General features: G+C 74.4%; 14 protein-coding genes. 13 read left to right on the top strand and 1 reads right to left on the bottom strand.

All coding sequences use genetic code 11. The features are described from left to right. The first annotated feature begins 63 nt into the window (after nucleotides 1-63). The 8 genes from ACW62_RS17530 (at nucleotide 64) to ftsY (ending at nucleotide 8,232) form a co-directional block, all read left to right on the top strand. Nucleotides 64-666: a YceD family protein gene (locus tag ACW62_RS17530; protein ID WP_420843600.1), complete on the top strand. Its 603-nt coding sequence runs from the start codon at nucleotides 64-66 to the stop codon at nucleotides 664-666. Between the two features lie 2 nt (nucleotides 667-668). Then, nucleotides 669-872 (top strand): 50S ribosomal protein L32, encoded by a 204-nt coding sequence (gene rpmF / locus ACW62_RS17525; RefSeq protein ID WP_053205413.1) that lies wholly within the window; start codon nucleotides 669-671, stop codon nucleotides 870-872. A gap of 19 nt (nucleotides 873-891) precedes the next feature. Then, nucleotides 892-1,635: a ribonuclease III gene (gene rnc, locus ACW62_RS17520; RefSeq protein WP_053205412.1), complete on the top strand. Its 744-nt coding sequence runs from the start codon at nucleotides 892-894 to the stop codon at nucleotides 1,633-1,635. Further along, nucleotides 1,619-2,479: a bifunctional DNA-formamidopyrimidine glycosylase/DNA-(apurinic or apyrimidinic site) lyase gene (gene mutM, locus ACW62_RS17515; RefSeq protein WP_053205411.1), complete on the top strand. Its 861-nt coding sequence runs from the start codon at nucleotides 1,619-1,621 to the stop codon at nucleotides 2,477-2,479. The genes rnc and mutM overlap by 17 nt, the downstream gene beginning before the upstream one ends. A gap of 156 nt (nucleotides 2,480-2,635) precedes the next feature. Then, the gene (locus ACW62_RS17510) at nucleotides 2,636-2,851 is read left to right on the top strand and encodes a hypothetical protein (RefSeq protein ID WP_053205410.1); all 216 of its coding nucleotides are present in this window, start codon (nucleotides 2,636-2,638) and stop codon (nucleotides 2,849-2,851) included. Nucleotides 2,852-2,897: 46 nt separating this feature from the next. Further along, nucleotides 2,898-6,449: a chromosome segregation protein SMC gene (gene smc / locus ACW62_RS17505; RefSeq protein WP_053205409.1), complete on the top strand. Its 3,552-nt coding sequence runs from the start codon at nucleotides 2,898-2,900 to the stop codon at nucleotides 6,447-6,449. Nucleotides 6,450-6,622: 173 nt separating this feature from the next. Next, complete coding sequence (locus tag ACW62_RS17500) at nucleotides 6,623-6,973, top strand: hypothetical protein (RefSeq protein ID WP_157574822.1); 351 nt, start codon at nucleotides 6,623-6,625, stop codon at nucleotides 6,971-6,973. A 65-nt stretch (nucleotides 6,974-7,038) separates the two neighbouring features. After that, nucleotides 7,039-8,232 (top strand): signal recognition particle-docking protein FtsY, encoded by a 1,194-nt coding sequence (gene ftsY, locus ACW62_RS17495; protein ID WP_083459869.1) that lies wholly within the window; start codon nucleotides 7,039-7,041, stop codon nucleotides 8,230-8,232. A 480-nt stretch (nucleotides 8,233-8,712) separates the two neighbouring features. On the opposite strand, the gene ACW62_RS17490 is transcribed toward ftsY, so the two are convergent. After that, nucleotides 8,713-10,938 (bottom strand): MMPL family transporter, encoded by a 2,226-nt coding sequence (locus tag ACW62_RS17490; RefSeq protein WP_083459868.1) that lies wholly within the window; start codon nucleotides 10,936-10,938, stop codon nucleotides 8,713-8,715. Nucleotides 10,939-11,069: 131 nt separating this feature from the next. On the opposite strand from ACW62_RS17490, the gene ACW62_RS17485 reads away from it, so the two are divergent. The 5 genes from ACW62_RS17485 (at nucleotide 11,070) to ACW62_RS17465 (ending at nucleotide 16,752) form a co-directional block, all read left to right on the top strand. Continuing rightward, complete coding sequence (locus ACW62_RS17485) at nucleotides 11,070-12,266, top strand: sensor histidine kinase (protein ID WP_053205406.1); 1,197 nt, start codon at nucleotides 11,070-11,072, stop codon at nucleotides 12,264-12,266. Then, a complete protein-coding gene (locus ACW62_RS17480) occupies nucleotides 12,263-12,943 on the top strand; it encodes a response regulator transcription factor (RefSeq protein WP_053205405.1) in 681 nt (226 codons plus the stop codon). The genes ACW62_RS17485 and ACW62_RS17480 overlap by 4 nt, the downstream gene beginning before the upstream one ends. Before the next feature lie 75 nt (nucleotides 12,944-13,018). Further along, nucleotides 13,019-13,237, top strand: coding sequence for a hypothetical protein (locus ACW62_RS17475; protein ID WP_157574821.1), 219 nt, complete (start codon nucleotides 13,019-13,021; stop codon nucleotides 13,235-13,237). A 58-nt stretch (nucleotides 13,238-13,295) separates the two neighbouring features. Continuing rightward, nucleotides 13,296-15,494: a hypothetical protein gene (locus ACW62_RS17470; RefSeq protein WP_053205403.1), complete on the top strand. Its 2,199-nt coding sequence runs from the start codon at nucleotides 13,296-13,298 to the stop codon at nucleotides 15,492-15,494. Then, entirely contained in the window at nucleotides 15,487-16,752 is a 1,266-nt protein-coding gene (locus ACW62_RS17465) for a hypothetical protein (protein WP_053205402.1), read from the top strand. The genes ACW62_RS17470 and ACW62_RS17465 overlap by 8 nt, the downstream gene beginning before the upstream one ends. The last annotated feature ends 20 nt before the right edge of the window (nucleotides 16,753-16,772 follow it).

Raw genomic sequence — 16,772 nt, 5'->3', positions numbered from 1 at the left:
AGTACCATCGGTCGTCGGCCTCACGCTGAGGCCGAGGTTCGCATGCCCAAACCAGCACGAGAGTTGACTACGCTGAGCACGCTCGATCCGCGCGCCCCGTTCGTACTCGCCACCCACGAGCTCGGACGACGGCCGGGGTCGACCCAGAACGTCTCTCTCACGGTTCCGGCGCCTGCCGATCTCGGACTCGGTGCGGTGGTCGGGGTGCCCGAAGGGACCGGAATCGAGTTGGACCTGCGGCTCGAGTCGGTCATGGAGGGCGTGTTGGTGTCCGGCACCGTCCGGGCCCCGTACACGGGCGAGTGCGTGCGCTGCCTGGAGTCCGTCGACGGCGAAGTCGTCGCCGAGGTCCAGGAACTGTACGTCTACCCGGAACGGGCCGACGACCCCGACACCGAGACCGACGACGAAGAACTGCGGGTCGAGGACGACCTCCTCGACCTCGAACAACCGGTCCGGGACGCGGTGGTGCTCGCACTGCCGCAGTCGCCGGTCTGCCAGGACGACTGCCCGGGCCTGTGCCCGGACTGCGGCGCCCGGCTGGCCGACGACCCGGATCACGCGCACGACGCCACAGATCCACGGTGGGCGGCCCTGGCCGGGTTGACCATCGACGAAACGCAAGAGTCCGGCTCGCACAGGGCCGGCCCGATGGAAGAGAGCTAGCCGTGGCCGTCCCGAAGCGGAAGATGTCGCGCAGCAACACCCGCCACCGCCGTTCGCAGTGGAAGGCGAAGCTGCCGCAGGTCCAGCAGCGCACCGTGAACGGGCGCACCACCTGGGTCGTCGCTCACCGCGCCACCGTGGTCGAGGACTCCCAGGGCACGCCGCTGTTCCTGGAGTACAACGGTCGCCAGGTCGGCGACGTCTGAGGGCTCACGTAGGAGCTTCCTGGTGACGTCCGAGGCCCCATCCCTGTCCGTGTTGGAGGGGCGTCTTGGCGTGCCCATCGAGCCCCAGCTGCTGCAGCTGGCGCTGACCCACCGCTCGTACGCGTACGAGAACGGCGGGCTGCCGACCAACGAGCGGCTGGAGTTCCTGGGCGACGCCGTGCTCGGCCTGGTCGTCACCGACGCGCTGTACCGGCTGCACCCCGATCTCTCCGAGGGGCAGCTGGCGAAGCTGCGAGCCGCCGTGGTCAACATGCGCGCGCTCGCCTCCGTCGGCCGCGAGCTCGAGCTGGGCCGGTTCGTCCGGCTCGGCCGCGGCGAAGAGACCACCGGCGGGCGGGACAAGTCGTCCATCCTCGCCGACACCGTCGAGGCGCTGATCGGCGCGGTCTACATCGACCGCGGCCTGGTCGAGACGTCGGCGCTGGTGCACCGCCTGGTCGACGACCTCATCGAGGCGTCCGCGCTGCTCGGCGCCGGGCTGGACTGGAAGACGTCGCTGCAGGAGCTGACGTCGCGGCACGCGCTCGGCGTCCCCGAGTACCGCATCGCCGAGGACGGCCCCGACCACGCGAAGACGTTCACCGCCGACGTCGTGGTCAGCGGCGAGGTGCGCGGCACCGGCACCGGCCGCAGCAAGAAGGAGGCCGAGGCGCGGGCCGCCGAGCTGGCCTGGAAGGCGCTCAGCGAGGCCGCCGAGGCCGAACAGGCCGCGGCCGGCGACTCCGGTGCCCGAACTCCCTGAAGTCGAGGTCGTCCGGCGTGGCCTCGCCGCGCACGCCGTCGGCCGCGTCATCGACCACGTCGAGGTGGCGCACGCCCGCGCCGTCCGCCGGCACGTCGCCGGCCCCGCCGACTTCGCCGGTTCACTGGTCGAGGCGGCCTTCACCGACGCCCGGCGGCGTGGCAAGTACCTGTGGCTGCCGCTGGACGACGGCGTCCGCGCGGTCGTCGGACACCTGGGCATGAGCGGCCAGCTGCTGGTGCAGCCGGGCGCCGCGCCGGACGAGACGCACCTGCGGGTCCGGTTCGTCTTCGCCGACGGCGACCCCGAGCTGCGCTTCGTCGACCAGCGCACGTTCGGCGGCCTGGCCGTCGCCGGGCTGGGGCCGGACGGCGTGCCCGTCCCGATCGCGCACATCGCGCCCGACCCGCTGGACCCGGCGTTCGACGACGAGGCGTTCCGGCTGGCGCTGGGGCGCCGTCACACGGGCGTCAAGCGGGCGCTGCTGGACCAGTCGCTGATCTCCGGCGTCGGCAACATCTACGCCGACGAGGCGCTGTGGCGGGCGAAGCTGCACTTCGCCCGGCCCACCGAGACGCTGCGCCGGCCCGACGTCACGCGAGTGCTGCGGGCCGTCCGTGAGGTCATGGCGGCCGCGCTCCAGCAGGGCGGCACGTCATTCGACAGCCTCTACGTGAACGTCAACGGCGAGAGCGGGTACTTCGACCGCTCGCTGGACGCCTACGGGCAGGAGGGGCGTCCGTGCCGCCGCTGCGGCACCCCGATCCGGCGTGACCCGTTCATGAACAGATCGTCGTACACCTGTCCTCGCTGCCAGCCTCGGCCACGGCATGCGCGCTGGTGAGACCCGCTGAGGGAATCCTCCGAACGAGTTGACCGAGAGGTACGTCCGGTGAGATGCTGGTATGCGTTGCGGCCTGTGCGTCTACGTTCAGACGGGTGCCGCGTCACACACGAAAAGTGATCATCACATTCTCAGGCCTTCTGGAGGGCTTCGACAATGGCGAAGGCGCTGTTGGGTTATGTCGGGGGAACGGATCCGAGGCTCACGACCGAGGTACAGCGCTTGCGCAGGCGGGTGACCGACCTCGAAGCGCAGGTGTTGCGGCTGCAGGTCGAGAACGACCAGCTTGCCGAGGCAGCGGTCGAGCACGGTCGGCTCCTCGACGACGCTGTGCTCAGCGACACGCATGTGCCGCAACCTGCCCTGACCTGACCTTTAGCGGTTGTAGGCTGGCCCCCTCAGCAGGGGAGTCGGTCCATTGCACCTGAAGAACTTGACGTTACGGGGATTCAAGTCCTTCGCGTCGTCCACGACGCTACGCCTGGAACCGGGCATCACCTGTGTGGTCGGGCCCAACGGTTCGGGTAAGTCGAACGTCGTCGACGCCCTGGCCTGGGTCATGGGCGAGCAGGGGGCCAAGAGCCTGCGCGGCGGCAAGATGGAGGACGTCATCTTCGCCGGCACCGCGGGGCGTCCCGCGCTCGGCCGCGCCGAGGTCGTCCTCACCATCGACAACACCGACGGCGCGCTGCCGATCGAGTACTCCGAGGTCACCATCTCGCGGACGATGTTCCGCAACGGCGGCTCCGAGTACGCCATCAACGGCCAGTCCTGCCGGCTGCTGGACGTGCAGGAGTTGCTGTCCGACTCCGGCATCGGCCGCGAGATGCACGTCATCGTCGGCCAGGGCCAGCTCGACGCCGTCCTGTCGGCCACGCCCGAGGACCGCCGCGGCTTCATCGAAGAGGCGGCCGGCGTCCTCAAGCACCGCAAGCGCAAGGAGAAGGCGCTGCGGAAGCTGGAGGCGATGGCCGCCAACCTCACCCGCGTGCAGGACCTCACCGCGGAGCTGCGCCGTCAGCTCGGGCCGCTGGGCCGGCAGGCCGAGCTGGCCCGCCGGGCCGCCACCATCCAGGCCGACCTCCGCGACTCCCGGCTGCGGGTGCTCGCCGACGAGCTGGTGCAGGCCCGGGCGAGCTTCGAGCAGGAGGTCGCCGACGAGACCGCGCTGAAGGCCCGGCAGGCCGAACTGGCCCGTGCGCTGGAGCAGGCGCGCGCCGCCGAGGCCCGGCTGGAGGCCGAGGTCGCCCAGGTGGCGCCGCGGCTGACGCAGGCCTCCGACGCCTGGTACCAGCTGTCCGGGCTGCGCGAGCGGGTCCGCGGCACCGCGTCGCTGGCCACCGAGCGGGCCCGGCACCTGTCCGCCGCCGGCGAGGCGCCGCGCTCCGGCCGCGACCCCGACGAGCTGGAGCAGGAGGCGGCCGCCGTCCGCGAGCAGGAGGCCGAGCTCGAGGAGCAGATCGCCGCCGCCCGCGAGGCGCTCGACGACGCGCTGGAGACCCGCCGGGGCGCCGAGGAGGCGGCCGAGGCCGAGGAGCGCCGGCTGGCCGCCGCCGCCCGCGCCAGCGCCGACCGCCGCGAGGGCGTGGCCCGGCTGTCCGGCCAGCTCGAGGGCGCCCGCCGCCGGGCCGCCGCGGCCGAAGCCGAGCTGACCCGCCTCGGCGCCGCCCGCGAGGAGGCGCTGCGCCGCGCCGCCGCGGCCGAGCACGAGCACACCGTCATCGAGACCACCGTCGCCGGGCTGTCCGTCGGCGAGGACGGCCTCGACAGCGAGCACGAGCGGGCCGCCGCCGCGCTGGCCGCCGCCGACGACGTCCTGACGAAGCTGCGCGAGCAGGAGCGGGCCGCCGAGGGCGAGCGGTCCGCGCTGGGCGCCCGGCACGAGGCGCTGCAGATGGGGCTGGCCCGCCGCGACGGCTCCGAGGCGCTGCTGGCCGCGTCCGACCGGCTGTCCGGCGTGCTCGGGTCGGTGGCCGCGCTGCTCACCGTCGAGTCCGGCTGGGAGGCCGCGGTCGCGACCGCGCTGGGCGCCGCGTCCGACGCCGTCGCCGTCGGGTCCGTCGACGACGCCGTCACCGCGCTGCGGCTGCTGCGCGAGGAGGATCTCGGCCGGGCCGGCCTGCTGGTCGGCGGCGCACCGTATGACGATCCCGCGTCCTGGCAGCCGCTGCCTGGCGGGTTGCGCTACGTGGTCGACCTCGTCACCACGCCGGCCGAGCTGCGGCCCGCGCTGACCAACCTGCTGCGCGGCATCGCCGCCGTCGACGACCTCGCCACCGCCCGCGCGCTGGTGGCCGAGCTGCCCGAGCTGATCGCCGTCACGCGCGAGGGCGACCTGCTGGGACGCGACCGCGCCTTCGGCGGGTCCAGCAGCGCGCCCAGCCTGCTGGAGGTGCAGGCCGCCGTCGACGAAGCCGCCGACCGGCTGGCCATCGCCACCGGCAAGGCCGAGGACCTCGGCCGCAAGTTGGCCGCCGCCGAGCGGGCCCGGGCCGAGGCGGCCGCCGCCGAGTCCGCCGCGCTGACGAAGCTGCGCGAGTCCGACGCCGAGCTGTCCTCCGTCGCCGAGCAGCTGGGCCGGCTCAGCGGCACCGCGCGGGCCGCGTCCGAGGAGGCAGAGCGGCTGGCCGCGTCCGTCGCGCAGGCCGAGGAGACCCGCGACCGCGACCTCGGCGCGCTGGAGGAGATGGAAGAGCGGCTGGCCGCCGCCGAGGAGATCGGCGACGACGAGGTCGAGCCGTCCACCGACGAGCGCGACCGGCTGGCCGAGCGGTCCCGCGCCGCCCGGCAGGCCGAGACCGAGGCGCGGCTGGCGCTGCGCACCGGCGAGGAACGGGCCCGCGCGCTGACCGGCCGGGCCGAGAGCCTCGAGCGGGCCGCCCGGCAGGAACGGGCCGCCCGCGAGGCCGCCGTCGCCGCCGCCAGCCGCCGCGCCGCGGAGGCCCGGGTCGCCGCCGCCGTGGGCCGCGGGGCCGCCGTCGTGCTGCGGTACCTGGAACGGTCGCTGGAGCTGGCCGCCGCCGAGCGCGACGAGATGCAGGAGCTGCGGGCCGAGCGCGAGCAGGCGCTGACGGCGGAGCGGGTGCGCGTGCGCGAGGTGTCCACGGAGCTGGACGAGATCACGTCCAGCGTCCACCGCGACGAGCTGGCCCGCGCCGAGCACCGCATGCGGGTCGAGACACTGGAGACCAAGGCGCTGGAGGAGCTGGGCGTCGACCCGGGCACGCTGATCGAGGAGTTCGGCCCGCACCTGCTCGTCCCCGTCCCGCCCGGCGACGACGGCGAGCCGCGCGAGCCGATCCCGTACGTGCGCGAGCAGCAGCTCAAGCGGCTCAAGACGGCCGAACGCGGGCTGACGGCGCTGGGCAAGGTGAACCCGCTGGCACTGGAGGAGTTCGCGGCGCTGGAAGAGCGGCACGCGTTCCTCACCGAGCAGCTCGAGGACCTCAAGAAGACCCGCGCCGACCTCCTCGACATCGTCAAGGAGGTCGACGACCGCGTCCAGCAGGTGTTCGCGTCCGCGTTCGAGGACACCGCCCGCGAGTTCGCCGACGTGTTCTCCCGGCTGTTCCCCGGCGGTGAGGGCAAGCTGGTGCTGACCGAGCCCGACGACATGCTCACCACCGGCATCGAGGTCGAGGCCAGGCCGCCGGGCAAGAAGGTCAAGCGGCTGTCGCTGCTGTCCGGCGGCGAGCGCTCGCTGGTGGCCGTCGCGTTCCTGGTGGCGCTGTTCAAGGCGCGGCCGAGCCCGTTCTACATCCTCGACGAGGTCGAGGCGGCGCTCGACGACACCAACCTCGGCCGGCTGCTGAGCATCTACGAGGAACTGCGCGAGCGCAGCCAGCTCATCGTCATCACGCACCAGAAGCGGACCATGGAGATCGCCGACGCCCTCTACGGCGTCTCCATGCGCGGCGACGGCGTCACCGCGGTCATCTCGCAGCGCATCCGGGAGACCGAGCCGGTCTGACCCGCCGGGCATGGCCGGCGCGCTCCTGGGTACTGGAATGGTCCCTGTGGCGCGTGGGGCAACCGGACGGACACGCCGCGCGTCATGAATGTGCAGTGACCAAGGTGCACGTGCGCTACCGTCGGTGGTGCAGGTGTGAAAGATGTTACTGATGTGACCAACGGGGGTGTCACATGACGGCAGTAGTAGTGGCGATGCTGGTGATCGTGATGGTGGCGACGGCCGTGCTGGCCGCAGTCGGCGCGTACTACCACTTGGCGAGCTCGGCCGTGGTGCGGCGAAGACTGCGCCACTGGCGGTTCCTCACGGTGGCCCGCATGGACGACTGGCGCGACGCCGCCTTCCACACTCTGCGCGTCGCCCGCCGCGGCATCGCCCGGCGCCTGGCCCGGCCCGCGTCCTCCTCGTCGTCCTCGTCGTCCGCCGCGGAGGCCGCGGACGGTTCGGAGGCGGAGCCGGCGAGCGTTCCCGCGGCGCTGCCCCGCATCGGCGGCGCCGCCGAGGTGACGCACCGGGCCGCCTGACCCGCGGAGCCGCGAGCCGCGGAGCCGCCGGGCATCGTCCGGCGGGCCGCTGAGAACGTGCGAGGATGGCGGCCGTGGAGTACATCGTCATCGTCGCAGCCGTCGTGGTCGTCCTGGGCATCGCCCTCGCAGCGTTCCTGGTGCCCCGCCGCCGGCGCGGCCAGGTCGAGGCGCCCGCGCCGCGGCCCGGGGCCGACGGGGCCGACGTCCTGCCCGGGGTCGGCGACGACGCCACCACACCGGTCGAGGAGCAGCGGGCGCCGATCACCGACGTCGAGCTGCCCGAAGCGCCGGCCGAGCCCGTCGTCGAGGAACCGGTCCTCGAACGCCCCGAGCCGGCCGCCGGACGGCTGGCCCGGCTGCGCTCGCGGCTGGCCCGCTCGCAGTCCGGCTTCGGCAAGGGCCTGCTCAGCCTGCTCTCGCGCGAGCGCCTCGACGACGAGACGTGGGAGGAGATCGAGGACACCCTGCTGATGGCCGACCTCGGCGTCGCGCCGGCGCAGGAGCTGGTCGAGCGGCTGCGCACCCGGGCCCGCGTCGAGGGCGTGCAGAACCCCGAGGCCGCCCGCACCCTGCTCCGCGAGGAGCTGATCGCCCTCGTCGACCCGGCGCTGGACCGCGCGCTGCGCACCGAGCGGCACGTCGAGGACGGCCGGCCCGCCGTCGTGCTGGTGGTCGGCGTCAACGGCACCGGCAAGACGACCACGGTCGGCAAGCTGGCCCGCGTGCTGGTCGCCGAGGACCGCGACGTCGTCCTCGGCGCCGCCGACACGTTCCGGGCGGCGGCCGCCGACCAGCTCACCACCTGGGGCGACCGCGTCGGCGTCGTCACCGTCCGCGGCCCCGAGGGCGGCGACCCCGCCAGCGTCGCCTTCGACGCCGTCAAGGCCGGCATCGAGCAGGAGGCCGACACCGTCCTCGTCGACACCGCCGGGCGGCTGCAGACCAAGGTCGGCCTGATGGACGAGCTGGGCAAGGTCAAGCGGGTCATCGAGAAGCACGGCCCGGTCGACGAGGTCCTGCTCGTCCTCGACGCCACCACCGGGCAGAACGGCCTCGTGCAGGCGCGCGTCTTCGGCGAGGTCGTCGACGTCACCGGCATCGTCCTCACCAAGCTCGACGGCACCGCCAAGGGCGGCATCGTCGTCGCCGTCCAGCGCGAGCTGGGCGTCCCGGTCAAGCTGGTCGGCCTCGGGGAGGGGCCCGACGATCTCGCCCCCTTCGACCCCGAGGCCTTCGTCGACGGCATCCTGGGCTGAGTGATCGGGCGAGCCGGACGCACGAAGGGGACCGGCTCTCGCCGGTCCCCGTTCGCTCCCTGGTGGCCCGGCCTCAGCCGACCCGATCCGAGGTCACATCCGAATCAAGAACGCCACCACGAACAGCGGCCAGAGATCCCGCAGGATCTGACCGATGAGACTGGTATGACGATGAAGCCTCTCCAAGCGCTCCAACGTCGTGCGTTCTTGCCTGTTGCCGCGACTCACTCGGATTCCTCCCAAGTGCCGAGGGCGCCGAGTGAACCGCGTCTACAGTCCGCCCGGTAGCCCATCTCTGGACTACGCCGGGCGGATTCCCGATGTAGTTAGCCCGCCAGAGTGACACTGAGACAAGTGGCCCGTCAAGGAGTAGGGTTGGTCTTGGCTGGGGGAGGTGCGTCTACACCGATGATCCCAGCTGAGCCCCGACGCGTGCTGCTGTGACTCCGCGTCGGGGCTTCTTGACGTCTCGTGGACGGGCTAGATCGTCCCCACCGGCTCACGCTCGCGCTCGGCCGCCGGGAGGAAGAGCTCTGGCCGGCCCTCGACGTAGAGCTGCGGCATCCGCCGGTCCAGCCACTGCGGCGACCACCAGTTGGCCCGGCCGAGCACGTGCATGACGGCCGGGACGAGCAGCATGCGCACGATGGTCGCGTCGATGAGGATCGCCGCCGCCATGCCGACGCCGAGCGACTTCAGCACGACGTCCGGGCTCGGCACCAGGGCCGCGAACACCGTCACCATGATCGCCGCGGCCGCCGTGATGACCCGGCCGGTCCCGGCCAGCCCGTCGACGATCGCGCGGGCGTTGTCGGACGTGCGCAGCCACGACTCGCGCATGCGGCTGATCAGGAACACCTCGTAGTCCATCGACAGCCCGAACAGCACCGCGAACATCACCACCGGCACGTACGCCGGCATCGGCGTCTCCGTCGAGACGCCGACCAGCTGCCCGAACCAGCCGCCCTCCAGCACCAGCGCCACCACCCCGTACGCGGCGGCGACGGAGAGCAGGTTCATCACCGCGGCGGTCAGCATGATGACGACGCTGCGGAACGACACCAGCAGCAGCACCATCGACACCGTCACGACGCCGCCGATCAGCAGCGGCAGCCCGTCGGCCATCGACTCGTTGACGTCGATCGCCGCGGCCGTCACGCCACCCACGTGCACGTCGACGGGTGCGCCCGGCAGCACGTCGTCGCGCAGGGTGTGCACGAGATCCTCCGTCGCGGCGTCCTGCGGCCCGCCCGACGGGATGACGGTGAGCAGCGCGGCGTCGCCGGCCTCGGTGACGACGGCGGGCAGGACGGCGGCGACGCCCGGCGTGGCGGCGACGGTGTCGGCCAGCTCCGGCAGGGCGTTCGCGTCGGCCCCGCCGCCGGGCAGGTCCGCGACCAGCAGCAGCGGCCCGTTCGCGCCCGCACCGAACCCGTCGGCGAGCAGGTCGTACGCCTGCCGGCTGGAGTGGCTCGCCGGGTCGTTCCCGGCGTCGGGGAAGCCGAACCGGGCGCCCAGGAACGGCGCCGCCAGCGCCAGCATCAGCCCGCCGCCCAGCACGACGGCGAGGACGTTGCGGCGCTCGATCAGCCGGCTCCATCGCAGCCACGCCCGAGACGGCTGCACGTGGCCGCCCTCGGCGACCGTCACCGCGCCGCGGCGCCGCCCGATCGGCAGCCGCCACCGCTCGATCCGGTGCCCGAAGAAGCCGAGCAGCGCCGGGAACAGCGTCGCCGCGGCCGCCATCACGATGAGGACGGCGACCATCGTCACGACGGCCGCGCCGCGCATGAACGACAGCCCCATCGCGAACAGCCCGAACATGCTGATCATCACCGTGCTGCCGGCCACCATGACGGCGCGCCCGGCGGTGTCCAGCGTCGCCACGGCCGCGTCCGGCGGCGCCAGCCCGGCCGCCCGCCATTCGCGGAACCGCGTCACCATCAGCAGCACGTAGTCGATGCCCAGCGCGATGCCCAGCAGCGACGCCAGGATCGGCGCCCAGTCGGGCACGTCCATCACTGCCGCGACCAGTCCGGCCAGCGTCGAGCTGATCGCCAGCCCGGCGACGGCGACGCCGATCGGCAGCCCGGCCGCCACCACCGTCCCGAACGTCACCAGCAGGATGACGGCCGCGGCGACCAGCCCGACCATCTCACTGCCGAACTCGCCGGACTCGGCGATGCGGATCGTGTCGCCGCCCAGCGCGACGTCCAGCCCGGGCCGCTCGGCCGCTTCCGCCGCGGCCAGCAGCCGCTCGGTGTCCTCGACCGGCATGTTCTCCGGCGCGTCCACGCCGAGGTTCAGCCGCGCCGTCAGCGTCCGGCCGTCCGGCGCCAGCCCGCCGGGCGTCGTGTATGGGTCGTCGACGGCGGTGACGTGCGGCAGCGTGCTCAGCTCGGCCAGCAGCGCGCCGACCTCGGCCTGCACGGACGGGTCGGTGACCGGCGCGTCCGTGCGCACGACCACGTCCACCGGCTCGCCGGCCTGCGCCGGGAACCGGTCGGTGAGCAGCCGCTGCGCCTGCTGCGAGTCGCTGCCCGGGCTGGAGTAGTCGACCTCGTAGTCCCCGCCGAACGCCGCCGCGAGCCCCACGGCGACGGCCAGCGCCGCCGCCCAGCCGATCAGCACCCGCCAGCGGTGCCGGAACGCCACGCCGGCCAGCCGCCCCAGCGGCCCCGGCCTGTGCATCGGTGTAGTCGTCATACCGTGATCCTGGAAGCACGGCCCGGCCGCCGTCGTCCGCCGCCGAGCGCGTCCGGCTACGCCACCGGGAGTAGCCCGCCGCACCGGGTGGACGACGCCGGGTGTGGGCGCGCGTCGCTACGATCGCTGCCATGGAGCGGTTGGTACAGCGCCTCCCGACGTTGTCGGCGCGCACCCAGGACGTGCTGATCGCCGGCTTCGTCACGTTGCTGCAGGTGCAGGGCACGCATTCGGCCATCGAGCGCGAGCCCGAGCTGGGCGGGCCGGCCGAGGCGCTCGGCATCCCCGGCAACGCGCTGCTCATGCTCAGCGGCCTGGTCCTGCTGGTGCGGCGGCGCTGGCCGATCCCCGTCTTCATCGTGACCGGCCTGGTCAGCGTCGCCTACTTCGGTTCCGGGTTCCCCGACGGCCCCGGCTGGCTGTCGCTGTTCGTGGCCATCTACACGGTGACGGCGCACGGCGACGGGCGGCGCTCGCTGGTCGTCGTCGCGAACGGACTCACGGTGCTGGCCGTCGTCTGGATCGCCACGGCCGACACCGGCGGCGAGGGCATCGGCTGGCTGGCGTTCCGCATCGGCGCCACCATCATGGCCGCCGCGCTGGGCGAGTCGGTCCGCTCCCGCCGCGTCATCGCCACCGACGCCGTCCAGCGGGCCGAGGTGGCCGAGCGGACCCGCGAGGAGGAGGCCCGCCGCCGCGTCGACGCCGAGCGGCTGCGCATCGCCCGCGAGGTGCACGACACCGTCGCGCACGCCATCGCGATCATCAACGTGCAGGCCGGGGTGACGGCGCACGTGCTGGACAAGCGGCCGGAGCGGGCTCGCGAGACGCTGCTGACGATCGAGCAGACCAGCGCCCGGGCGCTGCGCGAGATGCGCTCCGTCCTCGGCGTGCTGCGCGGCGACGACGACGGCTCGCCCGGGCCGAGCCTGGGCGCGCTGGACGAGCTGGTCGCCGTCGGGCGGCGGGCCGGCCTGGACGTCACGGTGACGGGGGCGGTGCCCGCCGGGGTCGTCCCCGACGACGTCGACCGCGCCGCCTACCGCATCGTCCAGGAGGGCATCACCAACGTCATCCGGCACGCCGGGCCGGCCCGCGTCGCCGTCGGCCTCGAGCTGGGCGGCGGCGAACTGCGCGTCTCGATCGCCGACGACGGCGGCGAGTTGAGCGCCCCGCCCGGCCCGCCGGTCGAGCCGGGCCGCGGGCTGGCCGGCATGCGGGAACGGTGCGAGCTGCTCGGCGGGACGTTCGAGGCCGGCCCCGACGGCGACGGCTTCAAGGTGTGCGCCCGGCTGCCGCTGAACAGCGTCGAGGTCGCCGCCCGATGACGTCCGCCACCGTCCGCGTCGTCCTCGCCGACGACCAGGTGCTCGTGCGCACCGGCTTCCGCGTCCTCCTCGACGTCGAAGAGGACATCGACGTCGTCGGCGAGGCGGCCGACGGCGCCGAGGCGATCGAGCGCTGCCGCGAGTCCCGTCCCGACGTCGTGCTGATGGACATCCGCATGCCCGGCCTCGACGGCATCGAGGCGACCCGCCGCATTGCCGCCATCCCCGGGCTGGACCGGGTGAAGGTGCTGATCCTCACGACGTACGACACCGAGGAGTACGTGTTCGACGCGCTCGAGGCCGGCGCCAGCGGGTTCCTCCTCAAGGACGCCGGGCCACAGGAGCTGCTGCACGCCATCCGCGTCGTCGCCGCCGGCGAGGCGCTGCTCGCCCCCAAGATCACCCGGCGGCTGATCGCCCAGTTCACCGCGGCCCGGACGGCGTACCAGGTGGCCGAGGATCGCCTCGGCGTGCTCACCCAGCGCGAGCGCGAGGTGCTCGCCCTCGTCGGCACCGGCCGGTCCAACGCCGAGATCGGCGCCGAACTGTCGCTCAGCCCGGCGACCGCCAAGACCCACGTCAGCCGCGCGATGATCAAGCTCGGCGCCCGTGACCGCGCCCAGCTCGTCGTCATCGCCTACCAGACCGGCCTGGTCAGCGCCCGCCCGCCGGCCTGACCGACCGGTCCCGGCGACGGCGCGGGTGACGGGTGGGCATACGGCCGGCAGACGCCGCGGCGGCAGGCTGCCCCCATGCCCCGTCCGCGTTGGTGTGTGGTCGTCGTCCGCTGCTGGGTGGACGGCGATGACCTGAAGGTACGGATGCTGGCGACCGGCGACGTCGAGGGCCGCCTGGTGCGCGGCTCCGCGGCGGCGGCCGGCGAGCAGCTGGGCCACTGGCTGACCGCGCTGCTGGCGCTCGACCCCGGGCCCGATGACGACAGCCGAGACGGGCCGGAGACGCCACGGTGACGATCACGCACACGGGCGCCGCCTACGGTCCCTCCCGTAGTCGTCCCTGGAGGTCGTCATGAACACGCCCGCCATGGTGTCGCCCTTCGTCGGCAGCGCGTTGCAGGCCGAGCGGCCGCCCGGGCCACCGGCCGAGCCCGGCGCGGCCGAGCTGACGCTGCCCGGACTGCTCTCCCCGTTCTCGACCAGCCGGCTCGAAGCGGCCGGCGACGACGGCGAGCTGTTCGAGGACCTGCTCGCCGAGCTGGAGGACGAGGCGTTCGACGACGCCGTCGAGGCGCTGGTCGACGAGGCCGCGGCCGTGCACCTGACCACGTCGTCGGAGGGTGAGGCGGACGGCCGGGACGCCCAGCTGGAGGCGTGGTCGGCCCGGCTGCTCGACGAGGCACGGCGGGTGCTCGACCATCTCGAGGAGACGTTCGCCGGCCGCACCCCGGAGTCGGTGGCCGAGGACGAGATCGAGCTCGCCGCGGCGCAGGCGCGGACCGACCCGATGAGCCCGGCCGCCGAGCAGTTCCTGGGCGGCCTGGTCGCCAAGGTGAAGAGCGGCTTCGCGAAGGTCAAGACCGCCGCCACGGCGGTGGCACGAACCGGCCTGGGCGTGCTGGGCAGCATCACCGGCCTGGGCCAGCTGACGGGCATCCTCAAGAAGCTGGTCGAGCCGCTGGTCAAGCGGGTGCTCAACGCCGCACGCAACCGGCTGCCGGCGTCGCTGCAGGGTCCGGCTGCCGCGCTGGCGGCCAAGCTCGGCATCCGCGCCCCGGAGACCGGCCGGGAAGTCGCGGAGGACTTCGACCGCCAGTACGCGCAGGCGCTCACCGTCACCGACGAGGCGGCGGCCGAGGAGCTCCTGCTCTCCGCCGCCGACGCCGGCCGGGCGGCCGGTGAGGACCCGGTCGCCGACCTCGACGCCGCGCGGGCCCGGCTGGCCGCCGAGTTGGCCGACGCGACGCCGGGCGAGGCGCCGGTGGCGCCGGTGGAGCAGTTCATCCCCGCCGTCACGGCCGCGATGCCCCTGGTCCGCACGGCGGTCCGGCTGATCGGGCGGGACCGCGTGAAGCGGCTGCTGGCCGGGCCGCTGGCCACGTTCATCGCGCCGTTCGTCGGCCGGCAGGCGGCGAAGTCGCTGGCCCCGCCGATCGCGGACACCGGGCTGCGGCTGCTGCGCCTGGAGCACGAGGAGGCCGCGGTGCTCGGGGCGGAGGCGCTGGTGTCGACGCTGGAGGAGACGGTGCGGCAGGTGCTCTCGCTGCCGGCGGAGTCGCTGGCCGACGACGTCCGCGTCGCGGCCGAGGTCCAGGAGGCGTTCGCCGAGGCGGCCGCCCGGTACCTGCCGCCGCGGGTGCTCCGGGCGGACCTGGGGGAGGACGAGGGCGAGACCGAGGCCGGCGGGTGGATCATGATGCCGCGCGGCCCGCGCCCGCGCTACCGCTACCGCGCGTACAGCCACCCGTACCGGGTGCTGCTCAGCCGCCCCACGGCCCGGGCGATCGTCGTCAGCGGCGAGGAGACGCTCGAGGAGCGGCTGCTCGACGACGGCGTCGGCAGCTGGCCGGCCGAGGTGGAGGTGCACCTGTTCGAGGCGATGCCGGGCACCCGGCGCGGGCACCTGGCCGCAGCCGACGAGGACGGCACGCTGTCGCCGGACGAGTTCGGCGAGCTGACGCCGCAGGTGGCGGGTGCGCTGCTGCGGCGCCCGGCGCTCGGCGCCGCCGGCTCCCGTACCGGCGCCCGGGTTCCCGCCGCGCCGGGGCAGCGGCTGTTCCGCGTCGTCGTCCCCGGACGGCCCGGGCACGCCCGGCGGGTGCGGCGGCTGGCCGTCCGCGTCGACCTGTCCGGCCCGGCACCGCGGCTGCGGGTGCACCTGCGGATCGGCGAACGGATGGCGCACACGCTGGCCGCGCAGCTGGACCGCCGGGCGCACACCCAGGTCATCGCGGCCGTCCGGCGGCTGCTGGGTCCGCCGGCCCGGGACTGGCTGACGCAGCGGCTGGGCCGGTCCCGCGCCCTGAACGCGCCGCGCCCCATGCCGCCCGAGCGCCGCCGCGCGCTGGCGGAGGCGCTGGCGGAGGGGATGATCACCGCGCTGGCCAAGGAGCTGCCGGCCGCCGGTCCGACGCTGGCGGGCGCCGCCCAGGACCCGGCCGCCGGGCTGACCCTGACGTTCACGTTCCCGTTCGCCGGCCGAGACGCGCTCGCGGCCGGAACGCCCGGAACGCCCGTGCTCGCGATCCGCCCGGGACTGCGCCATGGCTGAGCCGGACCCGGCCGAGCCCGAGCGCGTGCAGCTGGCGGCGGAGATCGCGCACTGGCGGCACGCCGTCGACGCGCTGGCCGACCTGGACACCATCGCCGCGCCCGCCGCCTGGGCGGGTCTGGAGGAGTACCTGCGCATGCGGGTACGCGACCGGCTCGCCGCCGTCGTCGCGGACCTCTCACTGGAGGCGGCGCACTGTTCGACCGCCTTGACCCGCGGCGACGACACCGTCGCGGTGCGCCGTAGCGTGCTCGCGCTGCGCCGCCGCTACCTGCAGGTCGAGACCATCCTCGACTTCTACGGCGACGCGGTCGGCTCGCGCACCAACCCGGCGCTCGCCGCCGTGCTGAGCGGACTGGACGTGATCGCCGGCGACAGCCTCGACGTGATCCTCGGCCGGGTCGGCATCGCGGCGCCGCCGGCCGTCGTCTACGTCGACAAGGGCCTGGGAGCGGCGATCCTGCGTGCGGACGTCCGGCTCTGGGACCGCACCAGCCCGTCGCCCGTCGCGGCGATCAAGCTCACCCGGCACAACCTCAGCTACCCGACCGCCATCCTGCACGAATGCGGCCATCAGGTCGGCCACCTGACCGGCTGGAACGCGGAGCTGGCCGACGCCCTCGCGGTCGCGCTGGCGCCCCGGTCCCGCGAGCTGGCCGAGGCGTGGCGGGCGTGGGCGAGCGAGCTGGCGGCCGACGTCCACGCGTTCGCCCAGGCCGGCTGGGCGCCGCTGCCGGCGCTGGCCAACGTGGTCGACGGCGACACCGCGGCGGTCTACCAGGCGGTTCACGGCGATCCGCACCCGTTCCCGTGGATCCGGGTGATCGTCAACGCCGCCCTGTGCCGGAGCTGGTTCGGCGCCGGGCCGTGGGACGTCCTGGCCGTCGCCTGGGCGCGCCGCCACCCGCCGGAACGGGCGCCGTCCGAGACGGCCGGCCTGGCCCGGCTGAGCGTGGACGCGCTCGACGACATCGTCCGGGTCTGCACCCGGCAGCCGATGGCCGCGTTCGGCGGCCGGCCGCTGTCCGCCGTCGCCGACCCGGCCCGCCGGTCGCCGGACGCGCTCGACGCCCTGGCCCGCCGGGCCGGGCCGTCGCTGCTGACCTCGCAGTACCTCGCCCGCCGGGAACCGCTGGCGGTGCTGGCGTGGCTGGCGATCAGGCCGGTCACGGACCCGGTGAACGGTCCGGCCCATCGCCGGGACCTGCTCGACTGGCTGGCCCGGCTCTCGCCCGGGGCGCCCGCGCGGGCCGCCTGACCCACTGGAGGAGGAGATCG

Origin of the sequence: Jiangella muralis (genome assembly GCF_001270745.1) — a bacterium.
Lineage (GTDB): Bacteria > Actinomycetota > Actinomycetes > Jiangellales > Jiangellaceae > Jiangella > Jiangella muralis.
This window is presented reverse-complemented; position numbering and strand designations above follow the sequence as displayed.